This is a genomic window from Streptomyces sp. Alt3, from assembly GCF_030719215.1.
GTDB classification, from domain to species: domain Bacteria; phylum Actinomycetota; class Actinomycetes; order Streptomycetales; family Streptomycetaceae; genus Streptomyces; species Streptomyces glycanivorans.
Genome location: NZ_CP120983.1, coordinates 4,663,296 through 4,688,611 on the forward strand (window position 1 = coordinate 4,663,296; position 25,316 = coordinate 4,688,611).

Annotated in this window: 23 protein-coding genes and 1 tRNA gene; 14 read left to right on the top strand and 10 right to left on the bottom strand. The window is 71.0% G+C overall.

Annotation, left to right across the window (positions count from 1 at the left end; translation table 11 throughout):
• Nucleotides 1-232: 232 nt before the first annotated feature.
• On the top strand, nucleotides 233-973 hold the full coding sequence (locus P8A20_RS20620) for a FadR/GntR family transcriptional regulator (RefSeq protein WP_306104005.1): 741 nt from the start codon (nucleotides 233-235) through the stop codon (nucleotides 971-973).
• 34 nt (nucleotides 974-1,007) lie between these two features.
• Here P8A20_RS20620 and P8A20_RS20625 read toward each other — a convergent pair whose 3' ends face one another.
• A complete protein-coding gene (locus tag P8A20_RS20625) occupies nucleotides 1,008-1,805 on the bottom strand; it encodes an HAD family hydrolase (protein WP_306105177.1) in 798 nt (265 codons plus the stop codon).
• Nucleotides 1,806-1,925: 120 nt separating this feature from the next.
• On the opposite strand from P8A20_RS20625, the gene P8A20_RS20630 reads away from it, so the two are divergent.
• The 3 genes from P8A20_RS20630 to P8A20_RS20640 all read left to right on the top strand — a co-directional run bounded on the left by P8A20_RS20630 (nucleotide 1,926) and on the right by P8A20_RS20640 (nucleotide 5,290).
• Complete coding sequence (locus tag P8A20_RS20630) at nucleotides 1,926-4,502, top strand: bifunctional FO biosynthesis protein CofGH (protein ID WP_147963910.1); 2,577 nt, start codon at nucleotides 1,926-1,928, stop codon at nucleotides 4,500-4,502.
• A gap of 84 nt (nucleotides 4,503-4,586) precedes the next feature.
• Complete coding sequence (locus P8A20_RS20635) at nucleotides 4,587-4,856, top strand: ribbon-helix-helix domain-containing protein (RefSeq protein WP_306104006.1); 270 nt, start codon at nucleotides 4,587-4,589, stop codon at nucleotides 4,854-4,856.
• Complete coding sequence (locus P8A20_RS20640) at nucleotides 4,853-5,290, top strand: type II toxin-antitoxin system VapC family toxin (protein WP_306104007.1); 438 nt, start codon at nucleotides 4,853-4,855, stop codon at nucleotides 5,288-5,290. The genes P8A20_RS20635 and P8A20_RS20640 overlap by 4 nt, the downstream gene beginning before the upstream one ends.
• A 29-nt stretch (nucleotides 5,291-5,319) precedes the next feature.
• On the opposite strand, the gene P8A20_RS20645 is transcribed toward P8A20_RS20640, so the two are convergent.
• On the bottom strand, nucleotides 5,320-5,694 hold the full coding sequence (locus P8A20_RS20645) for a MerR family transcriptional regulator (protein WP_147963907.1): 375 nt from the start codon (nucleotides 5,692-5,694) through the stop codon (nucleotides 5,320-5,322).
• Between the two features lie 58 nt (nucleotides 5,695-5,752).
• Here P8A20_RS20645 and P8A20_RS20650 point away from each other — a divergent pair, with 58 nt between their 5' ends.
• The 4 genes from P8A20_RS20650 to P8A20_RS20665 all read left to right on the top strand — a co-directional run bounded on the left by P8A20_RS20650 (nucleotide 5,753) and on the right by P8A20_RS20665 (nucleotide 9,099).
• On the top strand, nucleotides 5,753-6,859 hold the full coding sequence (locus P8A20_RS20650) for an alkene reductase (RefSeq protein ID WP_306104008.1): 1,107 nt from the start codon (nucleotides 5,753-5,755) through the stop codon (nucleotides 6,857-6,859).
• 105 nt (nucleotides 6,860-6,964) lie between these two features.
• Nucleotides 6,965-7,162: a hypothetical protein gene (locus P8A20_RS20655; RefSeq protein WP_147963905.1), complete on the top strand. Its 198-nt coding sequence runs from the start codon at nucleotides 6,965-6,967 to the stop codon at nucleotides 7,160-7,162.
• A 92-nt stretch (nucleotides 7,163-7,254) separates the two neighbouring features.
• Nucleotides 7,255-7,728, top strand: a complete 474-nt coding sequence (locus tag P8A20_RS20660) for a carboxymuconolactone decarboxylase family protein (protein WP_306104009.1) — start codon at nucleotides 7,255-7,257, stop codon at nucleotides 7,726-7,728.
• Between the two features lie 255 nt (nucleotides 7,729-7,983).
• Nucleotides 7,984-9,099 carry an ADP-ribosylglycohydrolase family protein gene (locus P8A20_RS20665; RefSeq protein WP_147963904.1) on the top strand — a complete coding sequence of 372 codons (1,116 nt, stop codon included), beginning with the start codon at nucleotides 7,984-7,986 and terminating at the stop codon, nucleotides 9,097-9,099.
• A 107-nt stretch (nucleotides 9,100-9,206) separates the two neighbouring features.
• Here P8A20_RS20665 and P8A20_RS20670 read toward each other — a convergent pair whose 3' ends face one another.
• The 4 genes from P8A20_RS20670 to P8A20_RS20685 form a co-directional block, all read right to left on the bottom strand.
• On the bottom strand, nucleotides 9,207-10,790 hold the full coding sequence (locus P8A20_RS20670; protein WP_147963903.1) for a sodium:solute symporter family protein: 1,584 nt from the start codon (nucleotides 10,788-10,790) through the stop codon (nucleotides 9,207-9,209).
• Nucleotides 10,791-11,368: 578 nt separating this feature from the next.
• Complete coding sequence (locus tag P8A20_RS20675) at nucleotides 11,369-11,575, bottom strand: DUF397 domain-containing protein (RefSeq protein WP_147963902.1); 207 nt, start codon at nucleotides 11,573-11,575, stop codon at nucleotides 11,369-11,371.
• 247 nt (nucleotides 11,576-11,822) lie between these two features.
• Nucleotides 11,823-12,680: a helix-turn-helix domain-containing protein gene (locus P8A20_RS20680; protein WP_147963901.1), complete on the bottom strand. Its 858-nt coding sequence runs from the start codon at nucleotides 12,678-12,680 to the stop codon at nucleotides 11,823-11,825.
• Between the two features lie 239 nt (nucleotides 12,681-12,919).
• Nucleotides 12,920-13,639, bottom strand: a complete 720-nt coding sequence (locus tag P8A20_RS20685) for a GOLPH3/VPS74 family protein (protein ID WP_147963900.1) — start codon at nucleotides 13,637-13,639, stop codon at nucleotides 12,920-12,922.
• 195 nt (nucleotides 13,640-13,834) lie between these two features.
• On the opposite strand from P8A20_RS20685, the gene P8A20_RS20690 reads away from it, so the two are divergent.
• From P8A20_RS20690 to P8A20_RS20700, 3 genes are all read left to right on the top strand, one after another.
• Nucleotides 13,835-16,564, top strand: coding sequence for a D-alanyl-D-alanine carboxypeptidase (locus tag P8A20_RS20690; RefSeq protein ID WP_306104010.1), 2,730 nt, complete (start codon nucleotides 13,835-13,837; stop codon nucleotides 16,562-16,564).
• Between the two features lie 253 nt (nucleotides 16,565-16,817).
• Nucleotides 16,818-18,650 carry a DUF8823 domain-containing protein gene (locus P8A20_RS20695; protein ID WP_147963898.1) on the top strand — a complete coding sequence of 611 codons (1,833 nt, stop codon included), beginning with the start codon at nucleotides 16,818-16,820 and terminating at the stop codon, nucleotides 18,648-18,650.
• Between the two features lie 48 nt (nucleotides 18,651-18,698).
• Nucleotides 18,699-19,616 carry an adhesin gene (locus tag P8A20_RS20700; RefSeq protein WP_261989011.1) on the top strand — a complete coding sequence of 306 codons (918 nt, stop codon included), beginning with the start codon at nucleotides 18,699-18,701 and terminating at the stop codon, nucleotides 19,614-19,616.
• A gap of 33 nt (nucleotides 19,617-19,649) precedes the next feature.
• Here the strand turns inward: P8A20_RS20700 and P8A20_RS20705 are convergent, their stop codons facing one another.
• The gene (locus tag P8A20_RS20705; RefSeq protein ID WP_306104011.1) at nucleotides 19,650-20,399 is read right to left on the bottom strand and encodes an ATP-grasp domain-containing protein; all 750 of its coding nucleotides are present in this window, start codon (nucleotides 20,397-20,399) and stop codon (nucleotides 19,650-19,652) included.
• An 86-nt stretch (nucleotides 20,400-20,485) separates the two neighbouring features.
• On the opposite strand from P8A20_RS20705, the gene P8A20_RS20710 reads away from it, so the two are divergent.
• Nucleotides 20,486-21,373 (top strand): aminoglycoside phosphotransferase family protein, encoded by an 888-nt coding sequence (locus tag P8A20_RS20710; protein WP_306104012.1) that lies wholly within the window; start codon nucleotides 20,486-20,488, stop codon nucleotides 21,371-21,373.
• Between the two features lie 19 nt (nucleotides 21,374-21,392).
• Here P8A20_RS20710 and P8A20_RS20715 read toward each other — a convergent pair whose 3' ends face one another.
• On the bottom strand, nucleotides 21,393-22,514 hold the full coding sequence (locus tag P8A20_RS20715; protein ID WP_147964153.1) for a winged helix DNA-binding domain-containing protein: 1,122 nt from the start codon (nucleotides 22,512-22,514) through the stop codon (nucleotides 21,393-21,395).
• 142 nt (nucleotides 22,515-22,656) lie between these two features.
• Nucleotides 22,657-23,079 (bottom strand): VOC family protein, encoded by a 423-nt coding sequence (locus P8A20_RS20720; RefSeq protein WP_306104013.1) that lies wholly within the window; start codon nucleotides 23,077-23,079, stop codon nucleotides 22,657-22,659.
• Nucleotides 23,080-23,226: 147 nt separating this feature from the next.
• On the opposite strand from P8A20_RS20720, the gene P8A20_RS20725 reads away from it, so the two are divergent.
• Nucleotides 23,227-24,357 (top strand): helix-turn-helix transcriptional regulator, encoded by a 1,131-nt coding sequence (locus P8A20_RS20725; RefSeq protein WP_306105178.1) that lies wholly within the window; start codon nucleotides 23,227-23,229, stop codon nucleotides 24,355-24,357.
• Between the two features lie 269 nt (nucleotides 24,358-24,626).
• Entirely contained in the window at nucleotides 24,627-25,061 is a 435-nt protein-coding gene (locus P8A20_RS20730) for a hypothetical protein (RefSeq protein ID WP_306104014.1), read from the top strand.
• Between the two features lie 88 nt (nucleotides 25,062-25,149).
• Here the strand turns inward: P8A20_RS20730 and P8A20_RS20735 are convergent.
• Nucleotides 25,150-25,222 (bottom strand) — tRNA-Arg (locus P8A20_RS20735).
• Nucleotides 25,223-25,316: the final 94 nt, after the last annotated feature.

A 25,316-nucleotide genomic window follows, 5' to 3' on the forward strand; every position in this document is an offset into this window, starting at 1 on the left:
GCTTGCGGACCGCTTTGTCCGGTTCTGTGTCTACTCCGGCAGGTGAAGGCGAACCGTGGAAGGTTGTGTTTCCGGCCGGTGAACAACTCCAAGCTAGCCCTGGATCCTAAATTGGTCACCAATTTACCAAAGTGACGTAGGTCGCTCCCCTGAGCTCTTCTCCTGGACCGATGAGCGCGTTATCGTCCGCCCGCTCCGGGGTTCCCCGGCCCCGTCTGATGTACTGGTCAGCGTGTCCACGCAGCCCGAAGCGCCCGATTTCACGTCACTCCTGCGCCCCGTCGTACGGGAGTCCTCGGTCAGTGAGGTGGCCAGGCGACTCCTTGATCATCTGTCCGAGGGGAACCTGAAGCCGGGTACGCGCCTGCCCGCCGAGCGCCAGCTCGCCGACGCCCTGGGCGTCGCGCGCTCCAGCGTCCGCGGGGCGCTGTCCGCGCTGGACGTCCTCGGCATCATCGAGATCAGGCCGGGCTCGGGCTCGTACGTCCGTGAGGGGACCTCGGAGTTCCTGCCGCGGGCCATCAACTGGGGCCTGATGCTCGGTCAGCGCCGGACGCAGGACCTGGTCGAGGTCCGCACCTTCATGGAGGGCATGTCGGCACGGCTGGCCGCCGACCGGGCGTCCGAGGAGGACGTCGAGCGGCTGGAGGCGCACCTGGAGCGGATGCGGGAGGCGGGGACGGACGTCAAGGCGTTCATCGACGCCGACATCGCCTTCCACCTGGAGACCGCGAGCATCGCCCGCAACACGGTTCTCAGCGACATCCTGCACTCCATCCGGGCGTTGCTCCAGGTGTGGATGGAGCGGGCGGGAGACATCGAGGGGACCGTCAGCGGGACGCTGCACGAGCACGGGGCCGTGCTCGACGCGATCCGGGCGGGGGACCCGGAGGGCGCGGACGCGGCGATGGCCGAGCACATGAGGCTCGCGAGCGACCGGCTGAGGCTCTCGCTGAGTGGGGACGACGAGTAGGCGGCGCGCAGGCGCGTAGGCCGGGTGGCGGCGCTCAGGCCCGCGACTGCCCGGGTGGTGCGGGTTCCTCCGCCGTCTCCGCCGGGAGACCGGCCGCCTTCGCCGGGAGGGGGTCCGGCTCCCCTCCCGGAGGCGTGGACTCCGCCGCCGGGGCCGGTCGTGCGGACGGGGTGGCGAACGCCTTCCGCCGCCCTGCTCCGCCCAGCAGTGCCGGCAGCTCGGTCAACGCGCTGATCCGCCAGTCCGCCGTCTCCACGACGTCGGGGTGGTCCGCCCACCAATGCCCGTACGGGCCGCGGCGGATGTGCGCCGCACGCAGCCCCGAGGACTTCGCGGGGAAGAGGTCGTCGGCGGGATGGTCGCCCACGTACAGGGTGGCCTCCGGCTCGGCGCCCGACACCTCCAGCACGCGGGCGAAGAACTCCCGGTCCGGTTTGGCGGCACCCCACTCCTCCGAGGTGACGACCAGGTCGGCCGGCAGGTCGAGGGCCCTCAGCAGCTCCCCGGCCCGGGCCGTCCCGTCGCCCGCGACGACGATCCGCAGGCCGAGCGCGCGCAGATCGGCCAGAACGGGCCGTACGTCGGCGTAGAGGTCCGTCTCGTCCAGGTACTCGCCGCGTCCGGCCGCCGCACGGGCGTGGAGGGCCTCGCCGACGTCCATCCCGGGACGCAGGACCCGCAGCGCGTCGGTGCGGTCGCGGCCCTGGGCGACGGCGGCGCCGACCAGCGCGCTGACCGTGTGCGGCGGGACCCCGAGCCAGTCGGCCCATGAGGCCCAGTGGCGGTCGTCGCGGACGAGGGTTTCGCCGGTGTCGAAGACGATCGTTTTCATCACCCCTCCGAGCCTAGGGGGCAAGTAGGGCATAACGGTCAAGGCGCCAGTGCCGGAGGGGTGGTTACGCCGGACTCGGGCCCTGGTCCGCGAGAGGCGGCACGCTCGTATGCTCGGATCATGACCGATCCTCAGCGCCCCACGACCAACGCCATGCGGCGCGCCCTCCGGCGGGCCCGCGACGGTGTCGCCCTCGACGTGGCCGAGGCCGCGGTACTGCTCCAGGCACGGGGGGAGGACCTGACCGACCTCGCCGCGTCCGCCGCCCGTGTCCGGGACGCGGGCCTCGAAGCGGCGGGCCGGCCGGGAGTGATCACGTACTCCCGCAAGGTCTTCATCCCGCTGACCCGGCTCTGCCGTGACACCTGCCACTACTGCACCTTCGTCACCGTGCCGGGGAAGCTCCGCAGGGCGGGGCACGGGATGTTCCTGTCGCCGGACGAGGTCCTCGACATCGCCCGCAAGGGTGCGGAAATGGGCTGCAAGGAAGCCCTGTTCACGCTCGGCGACCGGCCCGAGGACCGCTGGCCCGAGGCGCGGGAATGGCTGGAGGCCGAGGGCTACGACGACACCCTGGCGTACGTGCGTGCCATGGCCGTCCGGGTGCTGGAGGAGACGGGGCTGCTCCCGCACCTGAACCCCGGCGTGATGACGTGGACCGACCTGCAGAGGCTGAAGCCGGTCGCCCCCTCCATGGGCATGATGCTGGAGACGACGGCGACCCGGCTGTGGTCCGAGAAGGGCGGCCCCCACCACGGTTCCCCGGACAAGGAGCCGGCCGTCCGGCTCCGGGTGCTGGAGGACGCGGGCCGGTCCAACGTGCCGTTCACCACCGGCATCCTGATCGGGATCGGCGAGTCCTACGAGGAGCGTGCCGACTCCCTCTTCGAGCTCCGCAGGACGGCGCGCGCCTACCACGGCATCCAGGAAGTCATCGTCCAGAACTTCCGCGCCAAGCCGGACACCGCGATGCGCGGGATGCCTGACGCCGAGCTGGAGGAGCTGGCCGCCGCGATCGCCGTCGCCCGCCACATCCTCGGCCCCTCGGCCCGCATCCAGGCCCCGCCGAACCTCGTCGACGCCGAGTACGCCCTGCTGATCGGTGCGGGCATCGACGACTGGGGCGGCGTCTCGCCCCTCACCCCGGACCATGTGAACCCCGAGCGCCCCTGGCCGCACATCGACGAACTGGCCGCGCGCACAGCGGAGTCGGGATTCCAGCTCAGGGAACGCCTCACCATCTATCCGGAGTTCATCCAGCGCGGCGAACCCTGGCTCGACCCGCGTCTCCTCCCGCACGTGCGGGCCCTCGCCGACCCGGAGACTGGCCTCGCGAAGGAGGGCGCGATCCCGGCCGGGCTGCCCTGGCAGGAGCCCGACCAGGGCTTCAACGCCTCAGGCCGCACCGATCTGCACCGCACCATCGACACCGAGGGGCGCACCGGCGACCGGCGCGACGACTTCGACGTGGTCTACGGCGACTGGGAGGCCCTGCGGGAGGCGGCCGCCCCGGGGATGGTCCCGTCGAGGATCGACACCGACGTACGCCAGGCCCTGAGCCAGGCCGCCGACGACCCGACGAAGCTCACCGACGACCAGGCCCTCGCCCTGCTCCACGCGGACGGGCCCGCACTCGACGAGCTGTGCCGGATCGCGGACACCCTGCGCCGCGACGTGGTCGGTGACGATGTCACCTACATCGTCACCAGGAACATCAACTTCACCAACGTCTGCTACACGGGCTGTCGTTTCTGCGCCTTCGCCCAGCGGCGTACGGACGCCGACGCCTACACCCTCTCCCTGGACCAGGTCGCCGACCGCGCCGCACAGGCATGGGACGTCGGCGCGGTCGAGGTCTGCATGCAGGGCGGTATCCACCCCGACCTGCCCGGCACCGCGTACTTCGACATCGCCCGCGCGGTGAAGGAGCGCGTGCCCGGCATGCACGTCCACGCCTTCTCACCGATGGAGGTCGTCAACGGCGCGACCCGCACGGGCATGTCCGTCCGTGACTGGCTGGCCTCCGCCAAGGAGGCCGGGCTCGACTCGATCCCCGGCACGGCCGCGGAGATCCTCGACGACGAGGTCCGCTGGATCCTCACCAAGGGCAAGCTGCCGACGGCCGACTGGCTGAACGTCATCCGGACGGCGCACGAGACGGGCCTGCGCTCCTCGTCCACGATGATGTACGGCCACGTCGACCAGCCCCGCCACTGGCTCGGCCACTTCAGGACACTGGCCCGCCTCCAGCAGGAGACCGGCGGCTTCACGGAGTTCGTCACCCTCCCCTTCATCCACACCAACGCCCCGGTCTACCTGGCCGGAATCGCCCGCCCCGGACCCACCGACCGGGACAACCGGGCCGTCACCGCGATGGCCCGTCTCCTGCTCCACCCGCACATCACCAACATCCAGACCAGCTGGGTGAAGCTCGGTGCGGAGGGCGCCGCCGAGATGCTGCGCTCGGGCGCGAACGACCTGGGCGGGACCCTGATGGAGGAGACCATCTCCCGTATGGCGGGCTCCAGCTACGGCTCGTACCGCTCGATCCAGGACCTCGTCGCCATCGCCGACCTGGCCGGCCGCCCGGCGAAGCCGCGCACGACGCTGTACGGCGAGGTCCCCCAGGAGCGCGTCACCGCTGCGACGGCTTCGGACGGCCACCTGCCGGAGCTCCTGCCCGTGCTGGAGGGGTGAGGTTCGGCTCCGCGTTTCCCGCCGCCGCGCTTCCCGTCGGAGGCGGGGAGCGCGGAGGTGGTACACAAGCTGCACCATCGACACATGGCCTTGAAGCGGACAAATGTGTACGCGGACGATGCGGACCTCGCCTTGATCAAGGAGGCGGCGATCCGGCTCGGTGTGTCGGAGGCGGAGTTGATCCGCGAAGGAATCCACCGCATAGCGCTTGCCCGGCGGGTCTGGGACCAGCCGTTCGTGGAGGACGGGGAAACCTTCGATCTCGGTGGACCGGTGGCGCGAGAAGAAGTGCGTGATGTGGTCTCCGACGGATTCACCGAGCGTGAGAACCGTAATCGGGGTCATGCGGCTTGATCGCCATCGTCGACACGTCCGGACTGCTGGTGCTGTACAACCGCTCCGATCCTGACCACCTTGCCGCGCGCAAGGCTGCCGATCAGTGCGGTCTCCTCGTCGCCAACCCCCTCGCGCTCACCGAGGTGCACCAGGTCGCCACGGTCAGGGCCGGGCGCCGCGCCGCCGACGGCATCCTCCGATCCCTGACAGCTCGTACCGGAGAACTGCGCTTGGTGCTGGCTCCTCCGACGCCGGACATCCTCGATGCGGCGCTGACCGTACGGGCCCGGTACAGCTCGCTGGACCTGGATCTCGTGGACGCGGTGAATGTGGCGCTGGCGGCTGAGTACGACACCGACGCCGTTCTGACGAGAGATCTGCGGGACTTCAGGGTGCTACGGCCGCTTGCCGGGCGCTACGCCCATTTCAGGATCCTGCCGGACGATCTCTGAGCGGTGTCCATGTGACCCGGCCCTGCGGCTCAGTCCCCTTCCGTGCTCCCGCCCGCCGCCGTGGTGATCACGTCGTCCAGCACCTCCCGGGAGCGGCGCAGCTCGTCGATCTTGCGGTCGATGCGGTCGCGCTCCAGGGTCAGGTCGCCCACCAGGCGCGGGGTGGCGATCGCGGAGGGGCCGCCGTCCGTGTCGCGTACGCAGGGCAGCAGCTCGGCGATCTTGGAGCTGCACAGCCCGGCGGCGTAGAACTCCTGGATGCGGATCACGCGGTCGACCGCGCCCTCCGGGTAGTCGCGGTGGCCACCGGGGGTACGGTCGGCCTTCAGGATTCCCTGGGCCTCGTAGTAGCGCAGGGAGCGTTCGCTGACGCCCGTACGCCGGGCCAGCTCGCCGATCCGCATGATTGCCTCGCCTCCAGGACTTGAACCTGACACCGGTGTCAATTCTTACCGTTCCTGCATGACGAACGCATCCGCTTCCCCGCAGAAGCTCTTCGAGGCCGTCGCGCTCGGTCCCCTCACCCTTCCCCACCGCCTCGTGATGGCTCCGCTGACCCGGAACCGTGCCACCCCCGAGGGCGTGCCGACCCCGCTCATGGCCACCTACTACGCCCAGCGCGCCACGGCGGGACTGATCATCGCCGAGGCTTCCACCCCGAATCCGGTGGGGCAGACGTACCCGAACATCACGGCGATCCACAGCCCGGCCCACGTGGCCGGATGGCGCCGGGTCACCGACGCGGTCCGTGCGGAGGGCGGGCGGATGTTCCTCCAGATCCAGCACGGCGGGCGCGCCGGCCACCCCGACACCAGCGGACTGACGCCCGTCGCGCCCTCGCCGATAGCACTGCCGGAGACGATCCACACCCCGGCCGGGCGCGTGCCCTCGGTGGTGCCCCGCGAGATGAGTGAGGAGGACATCGCGTCCACCGTGGCGGACTTCGCCTCCGCCGCACGCAACGCGATCGAGGCGGGCTTCGAGGGCGTCGAGGTGCACAGCGCCAACGGCCATCTGCTCCACCAGTTCCTGGGCCAGGGGACCAACCGGCGGACCGACGCCTACGGCGGGCCCGTGGCCCACCGCATCCGTTTCGTCGTGGAGGTGACCGAAGCGGTGGCGGCGGCGATCGGCCCGGAGCGTGTGGGCCTGCGCATCTCGCCGTGGAGCACGGTCAACGGCATGGAGGAGGGCGACACCGAGGAGATCTACCCCGCGCTCCTCGGGGCCCTGGCGGGAAGCGGCCTGGCCTATCTGCACGTGGGGTACGCCGACCCGGAGGACCTCGTCTTCCAGCGGATCCGGAAGGACTGGCCGGGCACGCTGATGGCCAACCCCGTGCTGCCGAAGGACCGCATCCCGGACGACGGCGGCATCGCCCACGGCGAGCGGCTGCTGGCCGCCGGAGCGGACCTGATCGCGCTCGGCCGCCCCTTCCTGGCCAACCCAGACCTGATCCACCGCATGCGCACGGGCGCCCCGGTGAACCAGGTCCGGGACGCGTACATGATGTACGTCGGCGGGGAGACGGGCTACACGGACTATCCGACGCTCGACGCCGTGGGGTGAGCCGCTTGGGTGACGAAGGCTGTCCATGCGGGCGGTCAACTCGCCGAATCCGTTGCCCTCGACGTAGGCAACGGGACTGCCGTTCGGCTCCCACATCAGCCACAGGTGGCTGCCCATGAGCCCGTGAACGCCCGCGCCGAAGGGGCCGCGTCCGGCTTCGCGGTGCCGGCCGGAGCGGAGGCGGTGCTCGCGGACCCGGTGGCCGGGGAGCCGGCGGTGCGCTTCGCCCTGACGCGGACGGCCGAGTCGCTCAGGGACGCGCTGCGGGTCGCGGAGTGCGGGGAGAGGCCCGCGCCCGCCTGAGACGTGGATCACACGCGCCCATGTCACGTTCGGCCGGGGCCGCTCCGTCATGAGGGTGTAACCAGCCCGGCAGCAACGCATAGGAGCTCATGATGGAAGCGCGTCTGAACGTCTTCGGAAACCCCTTCGCGGCCACGTTCCTGAAGCACATCAATTCGGCGGGTATGGCGGTCGGCAAGTCGGCCGTTCCGGCGGCCACGCAGGAACTCGTGAAGATCCGCGCCAGTCAGATCAACGGCTGCGGATTCTGCCTCGACATGCACACCAAGGAAGCCGCCGAGGCCGGTGAGACCGCGCTGCGGCTGAACCTGATCGCGGCCTGGCGGGAGGCCACGGTCTTCACCGACGCCGAGCGCGCCGCCCTGGAACTGACCGAGCAGGGCACGCGCATCGCCGACGCGGCGGGCGGGGTCACGGACGAGGCGTGGGCCGACGCGGCCAAGCACTACGACGAGGACCAGCTCCTCGCCCTGGTGGCCCTCATCGCCGTGATCAACACCTACAACCGGCTGAACGTCATGACCCGGCAGTCGGCCGGGGACTACCAGCCCGGCCAGTTCGGCTGACGGTCCGTCCGCCGTCGGGGCCGCTCGCGCGGTCCCGGCGGACGGGGGCAGTGTCCGTGCCCGAGGTGGGCCGGGGCCCGGGAATTCCGTCCGGGATACATGCGGGGAAATGGCCCCGGATAACGTGAGGAATGCCGTTCAAAAGTGCTCCGTCGCGCTAGTCCGTACATAGCGTTCCGCCTATGAGCCCACCGTTCCCGTTCGATTACAGTGCTTGCGCAGTCGCACTGTGAGTCGGAGGAAAAAGGGGGCACGGTGACCACAGGGACCACAGCCGTCTGGGGCCGCGCCCAGCAGCAGGACTTCCGCGGCCGGGTACGGGGGTCCCTGCTCGGCGGGGCCATCGGGGACGCGCTCGGAGCGGGGGTCTCCGGGCTCACCCTGGAGGCGATACGCGCGACCCACGGCGCGGAGGGCGTCGCCGACTTCGTCCCGGTGCACGGCAGACGCGGTGCCGTCACCGCTGTCACCCAGCTCACGCTCTTCACCGTCGACGGGCTGATCCGGGCCCAGGTCCGCCGCGACACCGGAGCCTGGCACCCGCCCACCGACGTGCACCGCGCCCATCTGCGCTGGGCGGCCACCCAGAGCGCCTGGGGGCCCGACGAGCGTCGCAAGGACAACGGCTGGCTGGCCAGGGAGGAGTGGCTCTACACCCGCCGCGCCCCCACCAGGGAGTGCCTGGCCGGCTTCGGTGACTCCACGATGGGCACGCTCGCCGTACCCAAGAACCCGGCGGCACGGGACTCGGCCGCGCTCACCCGCTCAGCGCCCTTCGGGCTGCTCGTCGGCTGGGAGCCCCAGCTCGTCCTCCAGCTGGCCGTCGAGTGCGCCGCCCACACCCACGGGCACGCCACCGCCCAGCTCGCGGCCGGAGCGCTCGCCGTGATGGTGCACGGACTGGCTCGCGGGGAGACCCTGGACGGTTCGGTCCAGCGCACTCTGGCGCTGCTCGCCGAACGGCCGGGCGGCGAGCAGGTCACCGACGCGCTGAGGCAGGCGCTCGGCTCCGTACGCCAGGGGATCCCCGGGCCCGCCCTCATCGAGGCGCTCGGCGACACCGACTCCGCGGAGGAGGTGCTCGCCGTGGCGCTGTACTGCGCTCTGGTCGGCGAGGACATGCGTCACGGTCTGCGGCTCGCCGTGAACCACTCCGGGCCCTCCGCGGCCACGGGAGCCGTCTGCGGGGCCCTTCTGGGGGCGCTGCACGGCGAGACGGCGCTGCCGCCGGGCTGGCTGGCGGAACTGGAGGGGCGCTCGACCCTCCTCGAACTCTCCGACGACTTCGCGATGGAGATGACCCAGGGGCCGGCCCTGCACAGTCCCACCGCGGCCGCCCCGGGTTGGCTGGCCCGCTATCCCCGGGACTGAGCGGGCCCGACCGTACGGACGCCTCGGGGCGAGGGCGGGGAGAACAGGGATGGGCGGGCGCCGCCGCGCCCGCCCACCGTCCGTGTGACTCCCGCCTGCGCGGCGGGTCAGTCCTTCACGCCCTCCACGACCCCCGTGCTTCCGGGTCCGGACTTCTGCAGCGGGAGGGCCGCAGCCGAGGCTCCGCCCTCGGGGCCCCCGTCGTCCGAGTTGATCAGATCGATCAGCGCGTCGCGCTCCGGAGTGTCCTCGGGCTTGATGAACCCGATGGCGATGTAGAGCACGAGGGAGATCGCCAGCGGCAGCGCCACCTGGTACTGCAGGGCTACGTCCGTCTTCACCGAACCGTCGAAGTTGTAGTTGGTGAGGTAGAAGGCGAGCAGCCCGGCCGCCCAGCTGGTGAGCGCCGCGGTGGGCCCGGAACGGCGGAACCTGCGCAGCAGGCCCAGCATGAACGGGATCGCGATCGGGCCCATGAGCCCGGCCACCCACTTGATGACGACCGAGATGATGTCCTTGAACGTCGGCGAGTTGATCTGGGTCGCCAGTGCCATCGAGAGCCCGAGGAAGGCGAGGGTGGACAGCCGCGCGGCCAGCAGACCGCTGCGGTCGCTCCAGGTGCGGGCCGACTTCGAGAGGACCGGTGCGATGTCACGGGTGAAGACCGCCGAGATGGCGTTGGCGTCGGAGGAGCACATGGCCATCGTGTGCGAGAAGAAGCCGACGACGACCAGACCCAGCAGTCCGTGCGGCAGCAACTGCTCGGTCATCAGGGCGTAACTGTCGGACGCGTCGGGCTTCTTGGCCTCGACGAGCAGCGGGGCGACCCACATCGGGAAGAAGAGCACCGTCGGCCAGACCAGCCACAGCACGGCCGAGAGCCGGGCCGAACGGGTGGCGGAGCGAGCGGAGTCCGTGGCCATGTAGCGCTGGGCCTGGTTCCACATGCCGCCGTTGTACTCGAAGGTCTTGATGAAGAGGTACGCCAGCAGGAACGTCACCGTGTACGGGCCGGCCGTCGGGCTCGTGTGGCCCTCGGGCAGCTTGTCCCAGACCGTCCACAGCGAGCTGAAGCCGCCCAGCTTGCTCATGGCGATGAAGAGCATGGCCAGACCGGCGAAGAGCTGGATGATGAACTGTCCGAGCTCGGTGAGCGCGTCGGCCCACAGTCCGCCGACCGTGCAGTACACGGCGGTGATGGCACCCGTGATGAAGATGCCCTGGGTCAGGGTGATGCCGGTGAAGACGGAGAGCAGGGTGGCGATGGCCGCCCACTTGGCACCGACGTCCACGATCTTCAGCAGCAGACCGGACCAGGCCAGGGCCTGCTGGGTCGGGATGTTGTAGCGGTTCTTCAGGTATTCGAGCGGCGAGGCGACGTGCAGCCGCGAACGCAGCCGGTTGAGCCGGGGGGCGAAGAGCTTCGCGCCGATCCCGATGCCGATCGCGATCGGCAGCGACCAGGTCACGAAGGACGTGACACCGTACTGGTACGCGATCCCGGCGTAGCCGGTGAACATCACCGCGCTGTACCCGGACATGTGGTGCGAGATGCCCGACAGCCACCACGGCATCTTGCCGCCGGCCGTGAAGAAGTCGCTGACGTTGTCCACGCGCTTGTGCGACCAGAGTCCGATCGCGACCATCACACCGAAGTATCCGATGAGCACGGCCCAGTCGAGACTGTTCATGTGCCCCCTCCAGGGGTCCGCCTTGTGAACGGGAACGCACTTCGTCAGTACGGCCGTTCAGCGGGATCCCCGTGCGGGAACGGGGACTTGGGGGATTGAACCGCTTGTCCGGGTCCACGGTCAAGGATTTCTTGGTCAGGGATGTGAACGCAGATCAGCAAGGCGAACGATTTTACGTGTTCTTGACCTTGCGGGGCGTTGTCGTGAGCGTGACCACGGCCACACGATGAGCGAGCACTTCGTCAGGCTGTGCAGAGTCCGACGCGAGCAGGAACGCGCGGACGCAGGAACACGGAAACGCAGGAACGCCCGAGAACGCAGAACGACCGCACGGGATGCGGGTCCCGTGCGGTCGGAGAAAGGGGAAAGCTGCACGACGTGACTGACGCACCGACGGCGCCGAGCGCGTGGTCGGTGTCGATCGCTGTGGTCGTGATGTGTGCGTACGTCGACGGGTGGCGCCGGCCCGGGCGGGAAGCCGAGCCCCCTCGGCCAGGACGGCGGGCCGGTCGAGAGGGCTCCTGACGGTCGTGTGCGGCGACCGGACGCAGCGCGGATCCGAGAGGTCGACGTATGCGTCAGGCGTTGATCGAGCCCGACGCGACGTCACTCACGAAGGTGTTCCACGCTCCGGACACGAAGGAGAGCGAGGGGCCCTCGGGCGCCTTCGAGTCGCGCACGGCGATGGCCTGTGTGACGGGCGACTTCACTTCGACGCACGCACCGTTGCCGCCGGAGTACGACGACTTCGTCCAGTTTTCCGTAGCACCCTGAAGAATGGCCATGTTCACTCCGGTTCAGAGAGTTGATGTGAGTGGCACCAACTTCGTTCCTGTTGGCGTGATCGACGCTACTCGCCAACATCGCTTGGTGGTGCAGCCGTTCACTCGACCGGATGGCATATTCCGTGCAGGTCTTCCGCTGTGAGGTGGGGGCGGTGTATCTTCCCGCTCCCACCTCACCTGCATCACAGCATTTCCCGCACATCAGCCCTTGTCGGACTGTCCTGTTCGCGTTGGTGACACCGGACTCTCAGCGGGTGTAGCCCTTGGCGATGTCGCCGATGAACTGGCGGGTCTGGTCCACGTTCAGCGCCTGCGCCCGCAGGTGCTCGTACATGACGCTGTAGCGCTGCACGTCGTTCGCCTTCTCCAGGTAGAGGTCGCTGGTGACCCCCTCGATGTACACGACGCTGGAGTCCGCGGCGTCGGGGAACTCGAGAACGGCGTACTGACCGTTGATGCCGGGGTGGGCGCCCATCTCGAAGGGCAGCACCTGCACGGTCACGTGCGGCAGCTTGGACTGCTCGACGAGGTGCTCCAGCTGTTCGAGCATGACCTGCTTGCCGCCCACCAGCCGGCGCAGGGCGGACTCGTCGATCACGGCCCACAGACGCAGCGGGTGCTCGGGCGCGTTGACGCGGTCCTGGCGGCGGGCCCGGACGTTCACCCGCTTCTCGATGTCGGACGGCGGAGCCTCGGGCAGGGCGCCGTTGATCAGCGCCTCCGCGTAACTGCGGGTCTGCAGCAGCCCCGGGACGATCTGGGGTTCGTACACCCGGAGGGACTCGGCGTCCGTCTCCAGCCCGATGTACACGCTGTACGGGATGTCGCCGAAGGCGTGCCACCAGCCCTGCTGGCGGGAGTCCTTCGCCATCTGCATCAACGAGTCGACGACCCGGTGGTCCTCGACCTCGTAGACCCCGCAGAGGTCGCGTACATCGCGCTGGCTGATGGAACGGCGGCCGTTCTCCAGACGGCTGATCTTCGACTGCGAGACCAGCAGCCTCTCCGCGACCTCCTCGGCCGTCATGCCCTTGATCTCGCGGAGGCGGCGCAATTCCTGACCCAACCGGCGTCGTCTGACGGTGGGATTGACGTTGGTCGGCACGGGAACGGCACCTCCGGGCTATGCAGCTCTTGTAGCTGTGTGTATCTGCTGCTCAGCAGATTGCCACCCGGGCCCCCGGGCGCGCTGGGAAATCGTCACACGCAATGACGGCACGCAAGAGCGCGGGGCAGCCGGTGGATCCGGCTGCCCCGCGCCTGGTGCGGCTCCCGAACCGGGTCATGGGGACGTCGGTGCGGCGGTATTCGGTACCCCGCGCAAGTGTCCGCGCGGTCGTGCTGTCAGTGGACGGAGGTGTGCGCCATGCTGCCGCGGTGAGCTTGCGCTTGCGGCTGCAACGGCACGCCTGCCGCCTGCTGATTACGGCGCGGCTGGACGGCCACACCGTTCTGGACGTCCATCACGGCATGCGCCACGAGTCCGCCCATAGGGTCATGTCTGATCAGGTCCCGGAGCCGGGAGCGCGATGAACGCCCCTCGTTCCCGGGGTACAGGTGCTTGCCGAGTCCGACCGCGTGGGCCAGTGCGGCGAGCGCCGCGGTCCGCGGGTCCGGTGGTACGCCGGTGCGGATCGCGCTGTCCAGCCGGGCTCTGATGTCCCTGCTGATTGCCGTGTCCGTCGCCTGGTAGCGAGTCGTCGGCAGCACTCCGCACATCTGGCCCGCCACGGCATGAACCATGCCGCACCGCTCCAGATGAGCGAGGTAGATCTGGCGAAGTCCCAACCGGGGTCCGCCGATCCAGTGGACCGCCCGAACCGGGCTGCCACGACGGCGCAGCAGCTCCAGTGCGGAGTCCAGAGTCGGATCTCCTGTCGGCCGTGGCATCACCACGGCGATACGATCCCCGTCAGGGGCTATCCGTCCTGCCAGAGCCAGCTCCACTAGCTGTGCCCCGGCCAGGCCGAGGTCGAGCGACTGCGGCTGCGCTGTGGTACCCGTGGTCGGGTCCAGAGCGAGCAGCAGAAGCTCCTCCGGAATTGTTCTGCGGCTCCTGCCCATCCATGCCTCCCCGCGTGGATGAGTGACAGGGTGACCCCTCTCACAATGGTCTGTCGAGGGTGCCTGGGTGCTTTGTGAGGGAACCGTTAGCTATGTCGTTCTCGTCTAGCGGCTCGGCCAGGGGTTCACACAGGACACTGGTAGATGGTTCGGACACGGTGCGGGCGTGACCCCGCGGCTCTTCAGGAGGTATCGGTGGCGGGCGAGTCCCCCGGCAAGTCGGATCAGCGGAAGTCGTCGGGGACGGCTGAGGAGCGCGATCCGCGCTTCGCCGTGTTCCGCGAACCGGTCGCTGAGGCGGACGGGCACACGGCGGTCGGGAAAGCGGCGGAAGGGTCGGCGGACGCCGGGACGGACAGCGCGACGGCGGTCTTCCGTCTGCCGCCGTCCGCGAAGGCCGAGGCGTCCGAGGACGCCTCCGCGTCCGCGAAGGGCGCAGAGGGCCCTGGAGGGGCCTCCACGCCCCAGGAGGGCGCCTCGGCACCCTCCGAGGCGGACGACGCGACCGGGGGAGCCCCCGAGGCGCCTGGAGCGCCTGCGGGCGCGGCTGGACCGGGCGAGGCGGCGAAGCCGGAGCCGGTGGCCGATTCCGGTGCCGGTGCCGGTGCCGGGCCTGAGGCGGAAGCCGAGGCCGAGGTCGACGCCGTGCCCGAGGGCGACGAGGAGCAGGGGGCCGGTGCCGCCGATTCCGAGCGGGCCGCCGACTCCGGGCGGGCTTCGGACTCCGATCCCGTCGGCGACTCCGGGCGTGAGGAGGCCGCCGAGGCCGCTTCGGGCGCTGAGCCCGAGGCAGGGTCGGACACCGCGCCGAAGCCGACGGACGCGCGGCTCCGCGCCGCCGTGGCCGCGTGGGTGGCGACCGGGCCCGACGAGGAAGCCGCAGCTCAGGACGGCGATCCCGAGGACGCCGACAAGGCGCCCGAGGCTGACGCCGACCCGTCCGGGGCCGACGGCAAGGCTGCCGACGGAGACGGTGCGGCCGTCACCGACGAGAAGGCGACGAGCGACGGCGGGGCGACGAAGGCGGCTGCCGACGTGACGACGCCGGACACCGACGCACCCACGGACGCCGACGCCGCTGCCGACGACAAGCCGTCCGCCGGTGCCGCCTCCAAGGGTTCCGCCGAAGCCGAAGCCGAAGCCGAAGCCGACAAGGCTCCGGCCGCCGCCACCGCGGCGCCCGCCCCCGTCGGCGGTCCCCGGGTCCCGAAGACCCGCGAGGAGGCGACCCCGGCCAAGGAGCCGGAGTCCGCGTCCGACGGGCGAGGAATCGATCATCCGACCGCCGTCTTCAAGGCGCCGCGGGCCGAACAGCTCGACCAGCCGACGACCGCGCTGAAGCTGCCGGCGAAGGCGAAGGCGCAGGCGAAGGAGCCGGCGAAGACCGAGGAGCCTGCGCCGGAGAAGGAGGCCGAGCGGAAGCCCTCCTGGGCCTCCAAGGTCGCCGGGACCACGGAGGCTCCCGAGACCCCCGCGGAGCGGACGAGCAAGTTCGTGCCGCTGCGCTCGGACGACGTACGCCCCGCGGCCGTCGTCGGACCGACGGTCACCCCTGACGTCGCCGCGCGACCCGGCACGCCCGGGGCTCCCGGTGCAGGTCTCGTCGAGGCCGAGCGGACCCGGCAGCAGCCCATGCCGCCCAGGCCGCCGCTCGACCTGCTCGCGGAGCTCACGAACACCCCGCCGCCCCCGGAAACCCCGGTCCGTACCGCGGTACGGCGGGTCAAGATCTGGACCCCGCTGGTCCTGCTGCTCCTTGTCATCTTTGCGATCGCGCAGGCTGTGCGGCCGCTGCCCGACCCCGTGCTGACGCTCTCCGCCGACCCCACGTACACCTTCGGCGGCGAGAAGCTGGACATGCCGTGGCCGGAGGAGGGCCAGGGCGCCGTCGAGGTCGAGGGCGTCGGCACCATCGGCACGTACGGCAAGGAGAAGTCCGCGCCGGTCGCGAGCGTCGCCAAGATCATGACGGCGTACGTGATCCTCCAGGGGCACCCCATCACCGGTAAGGAGAAGGGGGAGCAGATCGAGGTCGACGCGAAGGCCGGCGAGGAGGCGGACCGCCCGGACGAGTCGACGGCGCCGATCAAGGAGGGGCAGAAGTACACGGAGCGCCAGATGCTCCAGCTCCTGATGATCCCCTCCGGCAACAACGTGGCCCGGCTCCTCGCCCGGTGGGACGCCACCACCGAGAAGGCGTTCGTCGAGAAGATGAACGCGGCGGCGAAGGACCTCGGGATGACGAACTCGGTCTACACGGACCCGAGCGGTCTCGAGTCCACCACCCGGTCCACCCCGGCCGACCAGCTCAAGCTGGCCAAGGCGGTCATGCAGAACGATGTCTTCCGGGAGATCGTGAACATGCCGCAGGCCGAGATCCCGGGCATCGGCAAGATGATCTACAACAACAACAACATCCTGCTGGAACCGGGCGTGAGCGGCATCAAGACCGGCTCGTCGACCCCTGCGGGCGGCAACCTCGTCTGGACCGCCGAGACGATCATCGACGGCAAGTCCCGGCGGATCATCGGAGCGGTCATGGGCGCCGACGTCGACGGGACCCTGGACGCCAAGCTGCAGCGCGCCCTGCAGAGCAGCCTGGCGCTGATCCAGACCGCCCAGGACGGCGTCGACTCCGCCACCGTCGTCAAGAAGGGCCAGGTCGTCGGCTACGTGGACAACGGCTTCGGTACCCGCACCCCGGTGGTCGCGACCAAGGACCTGAAGGCCGTCGGCTGGGGTGGCCTCGAGGTCGACCTGAAGCTCACGGACGGCGGGAAGACCCCCGCCCACGTGGCGGAGGCGGGCACCGTCGTCGGTGAGGTGACGGTCGGCACGGGCACCGGCAAGGTCTCCGCCCCCGTCGCCCTCCGGAGCGCGATGACGGAACCGGGCTTCGGCGACAAGCTCACCCGCATCGGCTGACCGGCTCTCGGCCCCCGTCGGCCCCTGCCCCCGCCCTCGCGGGGGCAGGGGCCGACGGCGTCGTGGGACAGGGGATGTCGGCCGATGGGGCAGCGCCTTGTCCGTCGACGGGGCAGCGCGTAGAAATTGCCGCGTGCTAGCGTCCCGAAAGCAACGGGCGGGCGCCGGGACGCGTCCTTCCGGGTACGACGGATGAGGTCCGTGCGGTACGAGGACGGTTCGGCAGGCCCGGGCGAGGACGGGGAGAGTCGCAGTGACCACCGCTGAGCCGACACGGGCGAACACAGGCCCGCCGCCGTCCGCCGAGAGCATCTCCGTGCGGATCCCGGCCCAGGCGGACGGAGGGGACGGCAAGGACCCCGACGTCTCGATACGGAGCCGTCTGCGGCGCCATCCGGTGCTGCTGACGACCGCGGTGGCCGCCGCCGTGCACCTTCTCTGGTTCTTCTTCTTCGCGAACAGCGGTGGCGACATCGCAGCCCAGGACGCCTGGGCCGAGTTCGTCGGCCGTCACCCCGGCACCGCGTACAACCTCGCCTGGTACGGGGGCATGCACCCGGTCTCGTACAGCGTGGTGTCGCCCTACCTGATGTCGGTGCTCGGCGTCCGTACGACGATGATGGTCGTCGGCACCGTGTCTTCGGCGCTCACGGCCCTGATCCTGGTGCGGGTGCCCGCCGTCCGAAACCCCCTGGCGTGCGCACTCGCCGGAGTCTTCGCCTACCTGTGCAACGCCCTGTCGGGCCGTGTGACGTTCGGGCTCGGCATGATGTTCGCGCTCGGTGCCGTCGCCGCGGTGTTCTGCTGGCCCCACCGCTGGCGCTACAAGCGGTGGGCGAAGGCCGTCGTCGCCGCGCCGCTGGCCGGGCTCGCGACGGCGGGCAGCCCGGTCGCCGGGCTCTTCCTCGGTGTGGTCGCCGCGGCCCTCTTCCTGAACAAACGGCGCCCCGGGGCGTACGCGCTGGGTCTGGCGCCCGTCGCGGTGGTGGTCCTCTCCGCGTGGCTGTTCCCGTTCTCGGGCACCCAGCCGATGGCTCTCGGGACCCTGTCGCTGCCCTTCCTCTACTCGGTCCTCGTCTTCTTCCTGGTGCCCCGCGACTGGCACACCGTGCGGACGGCCGCCGCGGTCTACGGTGCCGGGACGCTCCTGACGTACGTCGTCGACTCGCAGATCGGCTCGAACGTGTCGCGGATGGCGATGCTGTTCGCCGGGGTCGTCCTGCTGGCCGCGCTCCCGTACACGGCGCCGCGCACCCGGCGCTGGTACGCGCTGATCGTCGTCTTCGCCGGGCTGAACTTCTGGATCGGCTTCAAGGGCGTCGACGACATCGTCCGCACCGCACCCGCCGCGTCCTGGAACCGCGAACTGGCCCCGCTGGTCAACCAGCTCCAGAACGTCGGGGCGGAGCGTGGCAGGGTCGAGGTGGTCCCCGCCAGCAGCCACCGCGAGGCCTCCGCGCTCGCGCCGTACGTGAACCTGGCCCGCGGCTGGAACCGGCAGGCCGACATGAAGCGCAACCCGCTCTTCTACGACGACACCCTCGACCCCGTGAACTACCGCGAGTGGCTCGACCGCTGGGCCGTCCACTACGTGGTGCTGCCGACCGGTAAGCCCGACTCCGGAGGCGAGCAGGAGGCGGCGCTCGTCGAGAAGGGGCAGCCGTACCTGAAGGCCGTCTGGAGCGACGCCAACTGGAAGCTGTTCCGGGTCCTGGACCCGGTGCCGCTCGCCGACCCGCCGGCGACGGTGGAGAGGGCCGGCGACGACGAGCTGACGATCCGCGTGCAGACGGCGGGCCGTGTCCTGATCCGGATCCCGTACTCCCGGTGGCTCGCCGTCGTGGACGACGAGGGCAAGAGCGTGGAGCGTCCTCAGGAGACGGAGGAGTCCAAGAAGCGTTCGGCGGAGGACAGCGAGGCTCCGAAGAGCTTCACCAACGCCCACGGCTGCCTGATCAAGGTGGAGGAGGACGGCGACGGCGACGAGTGGACCGAGCTCCTGGCCCCGCGCGCGGGCGTCTACCGCCTGGCGGCGCCGTACCAGCTGCAACCGGGCACGCCTTGCCCCGAGGAACTGTGGCAATAGTGCGGGAAGTCTCCCTCCGGGCGGGCAGCACTGGCATGGTGTGCTGCCATGAGGTGCCAACATCACGGCGGTGAACGCACCGGTCCGCTGCCGGGCATGGTCTGTCCCCGGTGCGGTTCCGTGGAGCGCTCGCCGCACGGAAGCGGTTCCTGGATAGCCCAGGAGACGTTCATGGGCCGGGTCTCCACGCTCACCCGGCGGCGGAAGGCTCTGCTGGCGGCGGGCGTCGTGGTGGCCGTGGGAGGGCTGGCCGCCGCCGCGTCACTGCTCGCCGAGGGCGTTGGAGGGGCGCGCCCCGAGGCGGTGGGCCGGGCCGGAGCCGTGCCGGCACCGGTCGGTGGCGGGGCCCCGACCCGGATCGGGCAGGCCGGAACCGATGAGACGGAGCCGCCCGGCGGCACCGACCCCGTGGAGCCCGGCGACGTCACCCCGGAACCTTCCGCCACCACGGTCAGCTACCGCTTCACGGCGTGGGCCGGGCCCGGCTGCACCACGGGTGCCTACATGGAGAACGGGCGGTTCGAGAACGGCGACGCGGGCTGGTACACCGTCGAGTCGGGCGGTTTCGGGGAGAGCCCGTGCGACGGCCGGTTCAGTGCCCTCCCCATGTCGGGGAGCCCGGACCAGGACCGGGGGAGCAGCGCCGTCTGGTCCTGGTACCTCGGTGACGGCTTCCGCGAGTGCGCGCTCACGGTCTTCGTGCCGCGCAGTGTCCGGGACAGCGATGTGGCGGGCGCCCCGAGCGTCTACCGGGTGCTCTCCGACCCGCGCGACACGGACTCGGCGTACACGGGCTTCGCCGTGCGCCAGCCCGAGCACCGGGGTACCGCCGTCGACGTACGGAGCTACCCGGTCAAGGGGGACACCTTCGCCGTGCAGCTCGTCGACCGCGGCCGGGACTGGGGCGACGCGGAACTGGTGGGCGCGCACCACGCCGCGGCTCAGCTCAAGGCCTCCTGCCGCTGAACGCCGGCACCGTCCGGCGCCCCGAGGTCCCTGTCACCGGACGAACGCCGCGTCGCGCTCCGCCAGCTGCGCGGCCGGACCGGCGGCCCTGAGTACGACGTCCAGGGCGCGGTCCGGGTCGGAGACGTAACACCCGCTCGCCCAGGCCGCGTTGGCCTCCACGACCGCCCACTGCCCCGTGTCGGTGGTCCCGACGTCGACGACGATCGCGGACGGCAGGGTGTGCCCGGCGGCGGCGAGCAGATCCGAGCCGAACGCATGAGCTCCGGGGGACAGGGGACCCAGGTCCAGCCGTCCGGATGTGGCGTACCGGCTGCCGGTGTGGACCTGCCCGTCCAGCATGTACAGCCGGTACTCGGCATCGAAGGTGACGACATCGCTCACCAGTACCACCGTCTCCGGACCGACCGCGTCCGGCCCCGGCAGCCGGGACCCGTCCGCGTAGACCAGCGCCGGGATGCTCTTGTCGTTCGGGGACTTGACGAAGACCGGGCGGCGCAGTCCGTACGCCTCACGGATGGGCATCGCGCGGATCTCGCGCCGGACGAACGTGGTGGGCAGCCGGGCCAGCCAGTCGGTGGGGGCTTCCAGCGGAAGGATGCCCAGCGCGGGGGCCACGGCGTCGGCGAAGGACGGGCCGGCGTGCAGATGGGCGTCCCCGCCGAGCAGTTCCCCGGGCACCGTGCTGTCCGGCAGCTGCGTGATGCGCAGGCCCCGTCGCCGGGCGGTGTCCCGGAGGGTTCGGGCGGAGGCGGTGAGACGGGGCGGGAGTATGAGGCGCATGGGCACGGATCCTGCCGCAGCGGGGCAGGTGCCGCCCACCGGATTTCGGTCGACAACCCGCGCCGGGTTCGGCTTCCATGGGCCGGATGCACGCCGACGGGACGTACACGGACGAGGCGCTCGTACGACGCCTGCTCGCCGCACAGTTTCCCGACTGGGCGGATCTTCCCGTCGAGCGGGTCGGATCCCACGGAACGGTCAACGCCGTCTACCGGCTGGGGACGGAACTGGCGGTGCGGCTGCCACGCGTCGAGGGCGGCTCGAAGGACGTTGCGGCGGAGCACCGCTGGCTGCCCCGCCTCGCCGAGCGCCTTCCCTTCGCCGTCCCCGTCCCGCTGGCCGAGGGCGTGCCCGCGGAGGGCTACCCCTGGTCATGGTCGGTCTGCCGCTGGATCGACGGCGACAACCCGGCCGTCGGTTCGGGCGGCGCCTGCCTCGCCGCCGACATCGCGGAATTCGTCCTGGCGCTGCGCCGCGTCGACACCACCGACGCCCCGCCCGCCTACCGCAGTGAACCGCTTGCCGCACGGGACACGGCCACCCGGGGCGCTCTGGAAACGCTGCACGGCGTCATCGACATCGCGAGGGCGGCAGCCGTCTGGTCCGACGCCCTGGGCGCCCCCGGCCCGCAGGGCCCGCTCGTGTGGGTCCACGGAGATCTGCAGCCGGGCAACGTCCTGGTCTCGGGCGGCCGGCTCGGCGCGGTCATCGACTTCGGTTGCATGGGGCTCGCCGACCCCGCGGTCGACCTGATCGCGGGCTGGTACCTGCTGCCCGCCGGGCCGAGGCGGCACTTCCGTACGCGGGTGGGGGCGGACGCGGCGGAGTGGGTGCGGGCCCGGGGATGGGCCCTGTCCATCGCGCTCATGGAGCTCTCGTACTACCGGACGTCGAACCAGATGATGGCGTCGACCGCACGGCATGTGATCGGGGAGATCCTGGAGGAGACGGGGCGGGCCGGCAGCGCGGGGTGACCGCCGCCGGGGCCGCCGCTCAGCCGATGGCGGTTCGGACGGCCGCGATGTCCACCCGGTCGATTCCCCGGTCCAGGAAGGTGGCCAGGTCATGGCCCTCAACCCTGACGGCCTGCCGCTCCGGGGCGGAGAGTGCTCGCAGGGGCGTGACGAGGAGCCGCCGGTCGTCCGTCGTCCAGGTGGCGGCGACGCGCCCGTCGACGAGCACGGCGCGCAGGCCCGCGACGGACAGGCCGCGATGGGCGTCGTCGATGATGCGGCTGCGGTCCTGGTAGCCGAGGATCGCATTGTCGAAGGCCGGGAGGAACCGGACGGGGGCGGGTGTGTCCGGGGACGGGCGGGGTGCGTCCGGCAGGTCGAGCAGTACCCGGCCGCGCTCGTCCCGGAAGGTGACCAGCTCGTCCCGGAGGGCCCGGACCGCCGCAGGGAGACCCGCCACACCGCTCCAGGCGCGGATGTCGGCGGTGGCGGCGGGGCCGTGGGCGGCGAGGTAGCGGCGTACCAACTGCTGTCCGGCCGGGTCGTCGCCCTCCTGGCCCTCGTCGCTCCCGGGCAGCGGGGTGACGTCCCGTCCGAGCCAGGTGGCCAGGGGCAGATTCCGTACGCCGCTCTTCGTCCGCCACAGGCCGCGCGGGGGCAGCTGGACCATCGGGACGAGGGCCGCGACGAGGAGTTCCCCCAGTGCGCGGCGGGGCGGTCCGGGCCATCGGTCCTGTACGGCGTCGACCAGTTCGGCCATGGTGCGGGGCCGCCGGTCGGCCATGACCGCTCGCCCGGCCGCGGCGAGTTCGTCGAGATCGACACCGGCGAGCTCGTGCCGGTAGGTGGCCAGCACCCGCTGGCGCAGCATGGCGTCGTGACGGGCCCGCCAGGAGAGCGCGTCGTCGGCCGCGACCAGATGGACGGTGCGGCGCATCAGATGCGTGCGTACGACGCGCCGTTCCGTCAGCGCCCGGTCGAGCCGGTCGGGTGTGAAGGCGTACAGCCTCGACCAGAGGCCGGTGAAGGGCTCCTGGGGTTCCTGGGCCTGCAGGCCGCAGAGGTGCGCCACCACCTCCTCGACCGGCGCGGTGGTCCGTTCGAGGAGGTGCTGGCGGGCCAGGGTGGCGCGGTTGAGGGCACGGGGCCCGAGTACGGCCATGGGCCCTGGCCGCCGCGGGGCGTCCGCCCCGGTGCCGGAACGCCCGAGCTGTCGCTTCTGCACGGTGCCTGTCTCCTTGTCGGTTCGCCTCTGCCGGGCCGTCGCCGCGCGGCCCGCCCCTTCGGCCCGTGTCGGACGAGGATCAGCCGTTGTACGGGGCCGCCACGTCCAGGACCCAGGTCACGCCGAAGCGGTCGGTGAGCATGCCGTAGAGCGGTGCCCACTGCGATGACGCCAGGGGCTGGACCACCGTCGAACCCTCCGCCAGTTTCTGCCACAGGGCGCTGATCCCGTCGGCGTCGTCACCGCGCACGGACACGAAGAACGGCCGGTCGCCCTGGTTCCAGGGCAGCGAGGAGGGCACGTCGTAGGCCATGACATGGAAGCCGTCGTCGCCCACCACCTCGCCCCACACCAGCCAGTCCGCCTCGTTCCCGTTCTGCGCGGCGCCGGTGTCCTTGTACGTGACGGCGGTCATGCGCCCGCCGAAGACGGACCGGTAGTGGTCCAGCGCCGCCCGTGCGTCGCCCCGGAAGTTCAGGTGGGTGGTGGTCGTGACGGACATGATCTTCTCCTTGCCGGCTGTTCGTCGAGGTGCACCGCCGGGTGGGCGGCGGCAACCTCGCTCCCCGGGAAGCCGTGCCTCCCCGGGGTTCTCGACGATCACCATTCCACCGGTAGAGGACAGGGAGTGTCCTGCACTCCGGGCAGAATGGTGACCATGGCCCCGCAGAAGACGTCCTCACGGCTGCTCGCGCTGCTGTCGCTGCTCCAGGCGCACCGCGACTGGTCCGGCGGCGACCTCGCCGACCGACTCGACATCACCCCGCGCACGGTGCGCCGCGACATCGACCGACTACGTGAACTGGGCTACCCGATCCGCGCCTTCAAGGGGCCCGCGGGCGGCTACCGCCTGGACGCCGGCTCGCAACTGCCCCCGCTGCTGTTCGACGACGGCCAGGCCATCGCCCTGGCCGTGGCTCTCCAGTCGGTGGCGGGCAACGGCGCGATCGGCGAGGACGCGGCGCGGGCCCTGGCCACGGTCCGCCAGGTCATGCCGCCGCGCCTGCGCCGGCGCATCGACATGCTGCGATCGACCGCGGTACGGACGCCGGACGACAGCGGCACCTCCCCGGCGGTTACGGAGGTCCTCATGGAACTGGGCCGGGTCATCCGCGCCCATGAGGAGCTGAGGTTCGACTACGGGCAGGAGACGAAGGCCGCCGCTGTTCCTGCGGTCCGCGCCGATCCTGCGGGCGGGGCTGGTCCTGGGGTCCGCGCTGTTCCTGCCCGTGCCGCCGACGCTGTTCCTGCCCGTGCGGCCGATGCCGGGCCACCCCGTGCGGCCGACGCCGGGCCACCCCGTCGGACGCAGCCCCACCACCTCGTCACCTGGCGCGGCCGCTGGTATCTGCTCGCCTGGGATCTCGACCGCGACGACTGGCGGACCTTCCGCGTCGACCGCCTGCGCCCCCGCACCCCCACCGGCCCGCGCTTCACCCCACGCGAGCTCCCCGGCGGGGACGTGGCCGCGTTCGTCACCGGCCGATTCCGCGGGACGGACGGTTCCAGCGCCGAGTGGCCCTGCCGCGGGCAGGTCGTCCTCGACCTCCCCGCAGAGGCTGTGGCCCCCTATGCGCAGGACGGGGTCGTCGAGGAACTCGGCGCCGAACGCTGCCGTCTCACCCTCGGTTCCTGGTCGTGGACCGGCCTCGCAGCCACGCTCGGCCACTTCGGCACGGCGATCCACGTGGTCGGTCCGCCGCAACTGACCGACGCCTTCGCCGAACTCGCCACTCGCTACGCGGCCGCCGCGACCTCCACCTCTGCGCTCACCCAGTGATTTCGGACATTGCTGCCCCGTCCGAACCCCGATCAGTGCCATGGAAATGTCCTGAACAGCTTCTAGTTGAAATGGCTTCCCGCGCGCCGTCGACCGAGGGCCCGTATGGCAAAGTGTGCCGACAGCTCACGCCGACCGGATCTCGCGAGGGAGTCCGGCCCGCGGCTGTTCCTCGGACTGCGACCTCCTGCGACCCCGTCCGACGCCGGACTGTCGTATCCCGGGCGGGAGAATCCCGCCGGTCGAGACCGAACGTGCAGGAGTACCCCGTGAACGGGAAGCGTCGTCGATTGCTGCTGGCCGCCGTTGAACCCATGCTCGAACCTGGGGAGCAGGTCGAGGTGGCGAGCATCGTCAACCTGAAGTCGGTGTCCGTGCGCCGTACCGCGGCGTTCGCGATCGCCTCGGCGATCATGAGCGGCGGCGGAATGGCCGTGGTTCCGGTGCCGACCCCCATGTACCTGGCGATGACAGGCCGCCGCATCTTCATTTTCCGCGCCAATCCGACGTTCGCCCGGCCGGAGGAGCACCTGATGACGATTCCCCGCGCCGGCCTGGTGCGCACAGAGGTCAAGGAGCGCGTGCTCAACTCGTCCTTCGTCGTCTCCTCGCCGGACCGAGAGCAGGGCCTGAAGATCGTGTTCCCGCTGCTCGGGCGGAAGGAACGGAACGCGATAGCGGCGGCCCTGCCCCTGGCGGGGTGACGATCACCGACAAGCTTTCGCACGCGACGTGACCACGCAGAAGGGCCAGTTCGAGAGGATCAAGCCCCCGAACTGGCCCTTTGTGCTGTGCCCCCGGCAGGATTCGAACCTGCGACACCCGCTTTAGGAGAGCGGTGCTCTATCCCCTGAGCTACGAAGGCCGGGATCTGCCGGGCCCGTGTCCGAGGGCCCGGCGGTGGCCGTGGTCCCGGACAGCTGGATTCCAGCAGTGTCGTCGTGGTGCGGCCGATGACG

Coding starts and splice junctions, on each gene's coding strand:
- P8A20_RS20630 (WP_147963910.1), top strand. CDS start 1,926: ATGACCGATCCTCAGCGCCCCACGACCAACGCCATGCGGCGCGCCCTC.
- P8A20_RS20710 (WP_306104012.1), top strand. CDS start 20,486: ATGCACGCCGACGGGACGTACACGGACGAGGCGCTCGTACGACGCCTG.
- P8A20_RS20715 (WP_147964153.1), bottom strand. CDS start 22,514: ATGGCCGTACTCGGGCCCCGTGCCCTCAACCGCGCCACCCTGGCCCGC.
- P8A20_RS20705 (WP_306104011.1), bottom strand. CDS start 20,399: ATGCGCCTCATACTCCCGCCCCGTCTCACCGCCTCCGCCCGAACCCTC.
- P8A20_RS20625 (WP_306105177.1), bottom strand. CDS start 1,805: ATGAAAACGATCGTCTTCGACACCGGCGAAACCCTCGTCCGCGACGAC.
- P8A20_RS20660 (WP_306104009.1), top strand. CDS start 7,255: ATGGAAGCGCGTCTGAACGTCTTCGGAAACCCCTTCGCGGCCACGTTC.
- P8A20_RS20685 (WP_147963900.1), bottom strand. CDS start 13,639: ATGGGCAGGAGCCGCAGAACAATTCCGGAGGAGCTTCTGCTGCTCGCT.
- P8A20_RS20720 (WP_306104013.1), bottom strand. CDS start 23,079: ATGTCCGTCACGACCACCACCCACCTGAACTTCCGGGGCGACGCACGG.
- P8A20_RS20725 (WP_306105178.1), top strand. CDS start 23,227: ATGGTGACCATGGCCCCGCAGAAGACGTCCTCACGGCTGCTCGCGCTG.
- P8A20_RS20635 (WP_306104006.1), top strand. CDS start 4,587: ATGGCCTTGAAGCGGACAAATGTGTACGCGGACGATGCGGACCTCGCC.
- P8A20_RS20670 (WP_147963903.1), bottom strand. CDS start 10,790: ATGAACAGTCTCGACTGGGCCGTGCTCATCGGATACTTCGGTGTGATG.
- P8A20_RS20700 (WP_261989011.1), top strand. CDS start 18,699: ATGAGGTGCCAACATCACGGCGGTGAACGCACCGGTCCGCTGCCGGGC.
- P8A20_RS20645 (WP_147963907.1), bottom strand. CDS start 5,694: ATGCGGATCGGCGAGCTGGCCCGGCGTACGGGCGTCAGCGAACGCTCC.
- P8A20_RS20650 (WP_306104008.1), top strand. CDS start 5,753: ATGACGAACGCATCCGCTTCCCCGCAGAAGCTCTTCGAGGCCGTCGCG.
- P8A20_RS20675 (WP_147963902.1), bottom strand. CDS start 11,575: ATGGCCATTCTTCAGGGTGCTACGGAAAACTGGACGAAGTCGTCGTAC.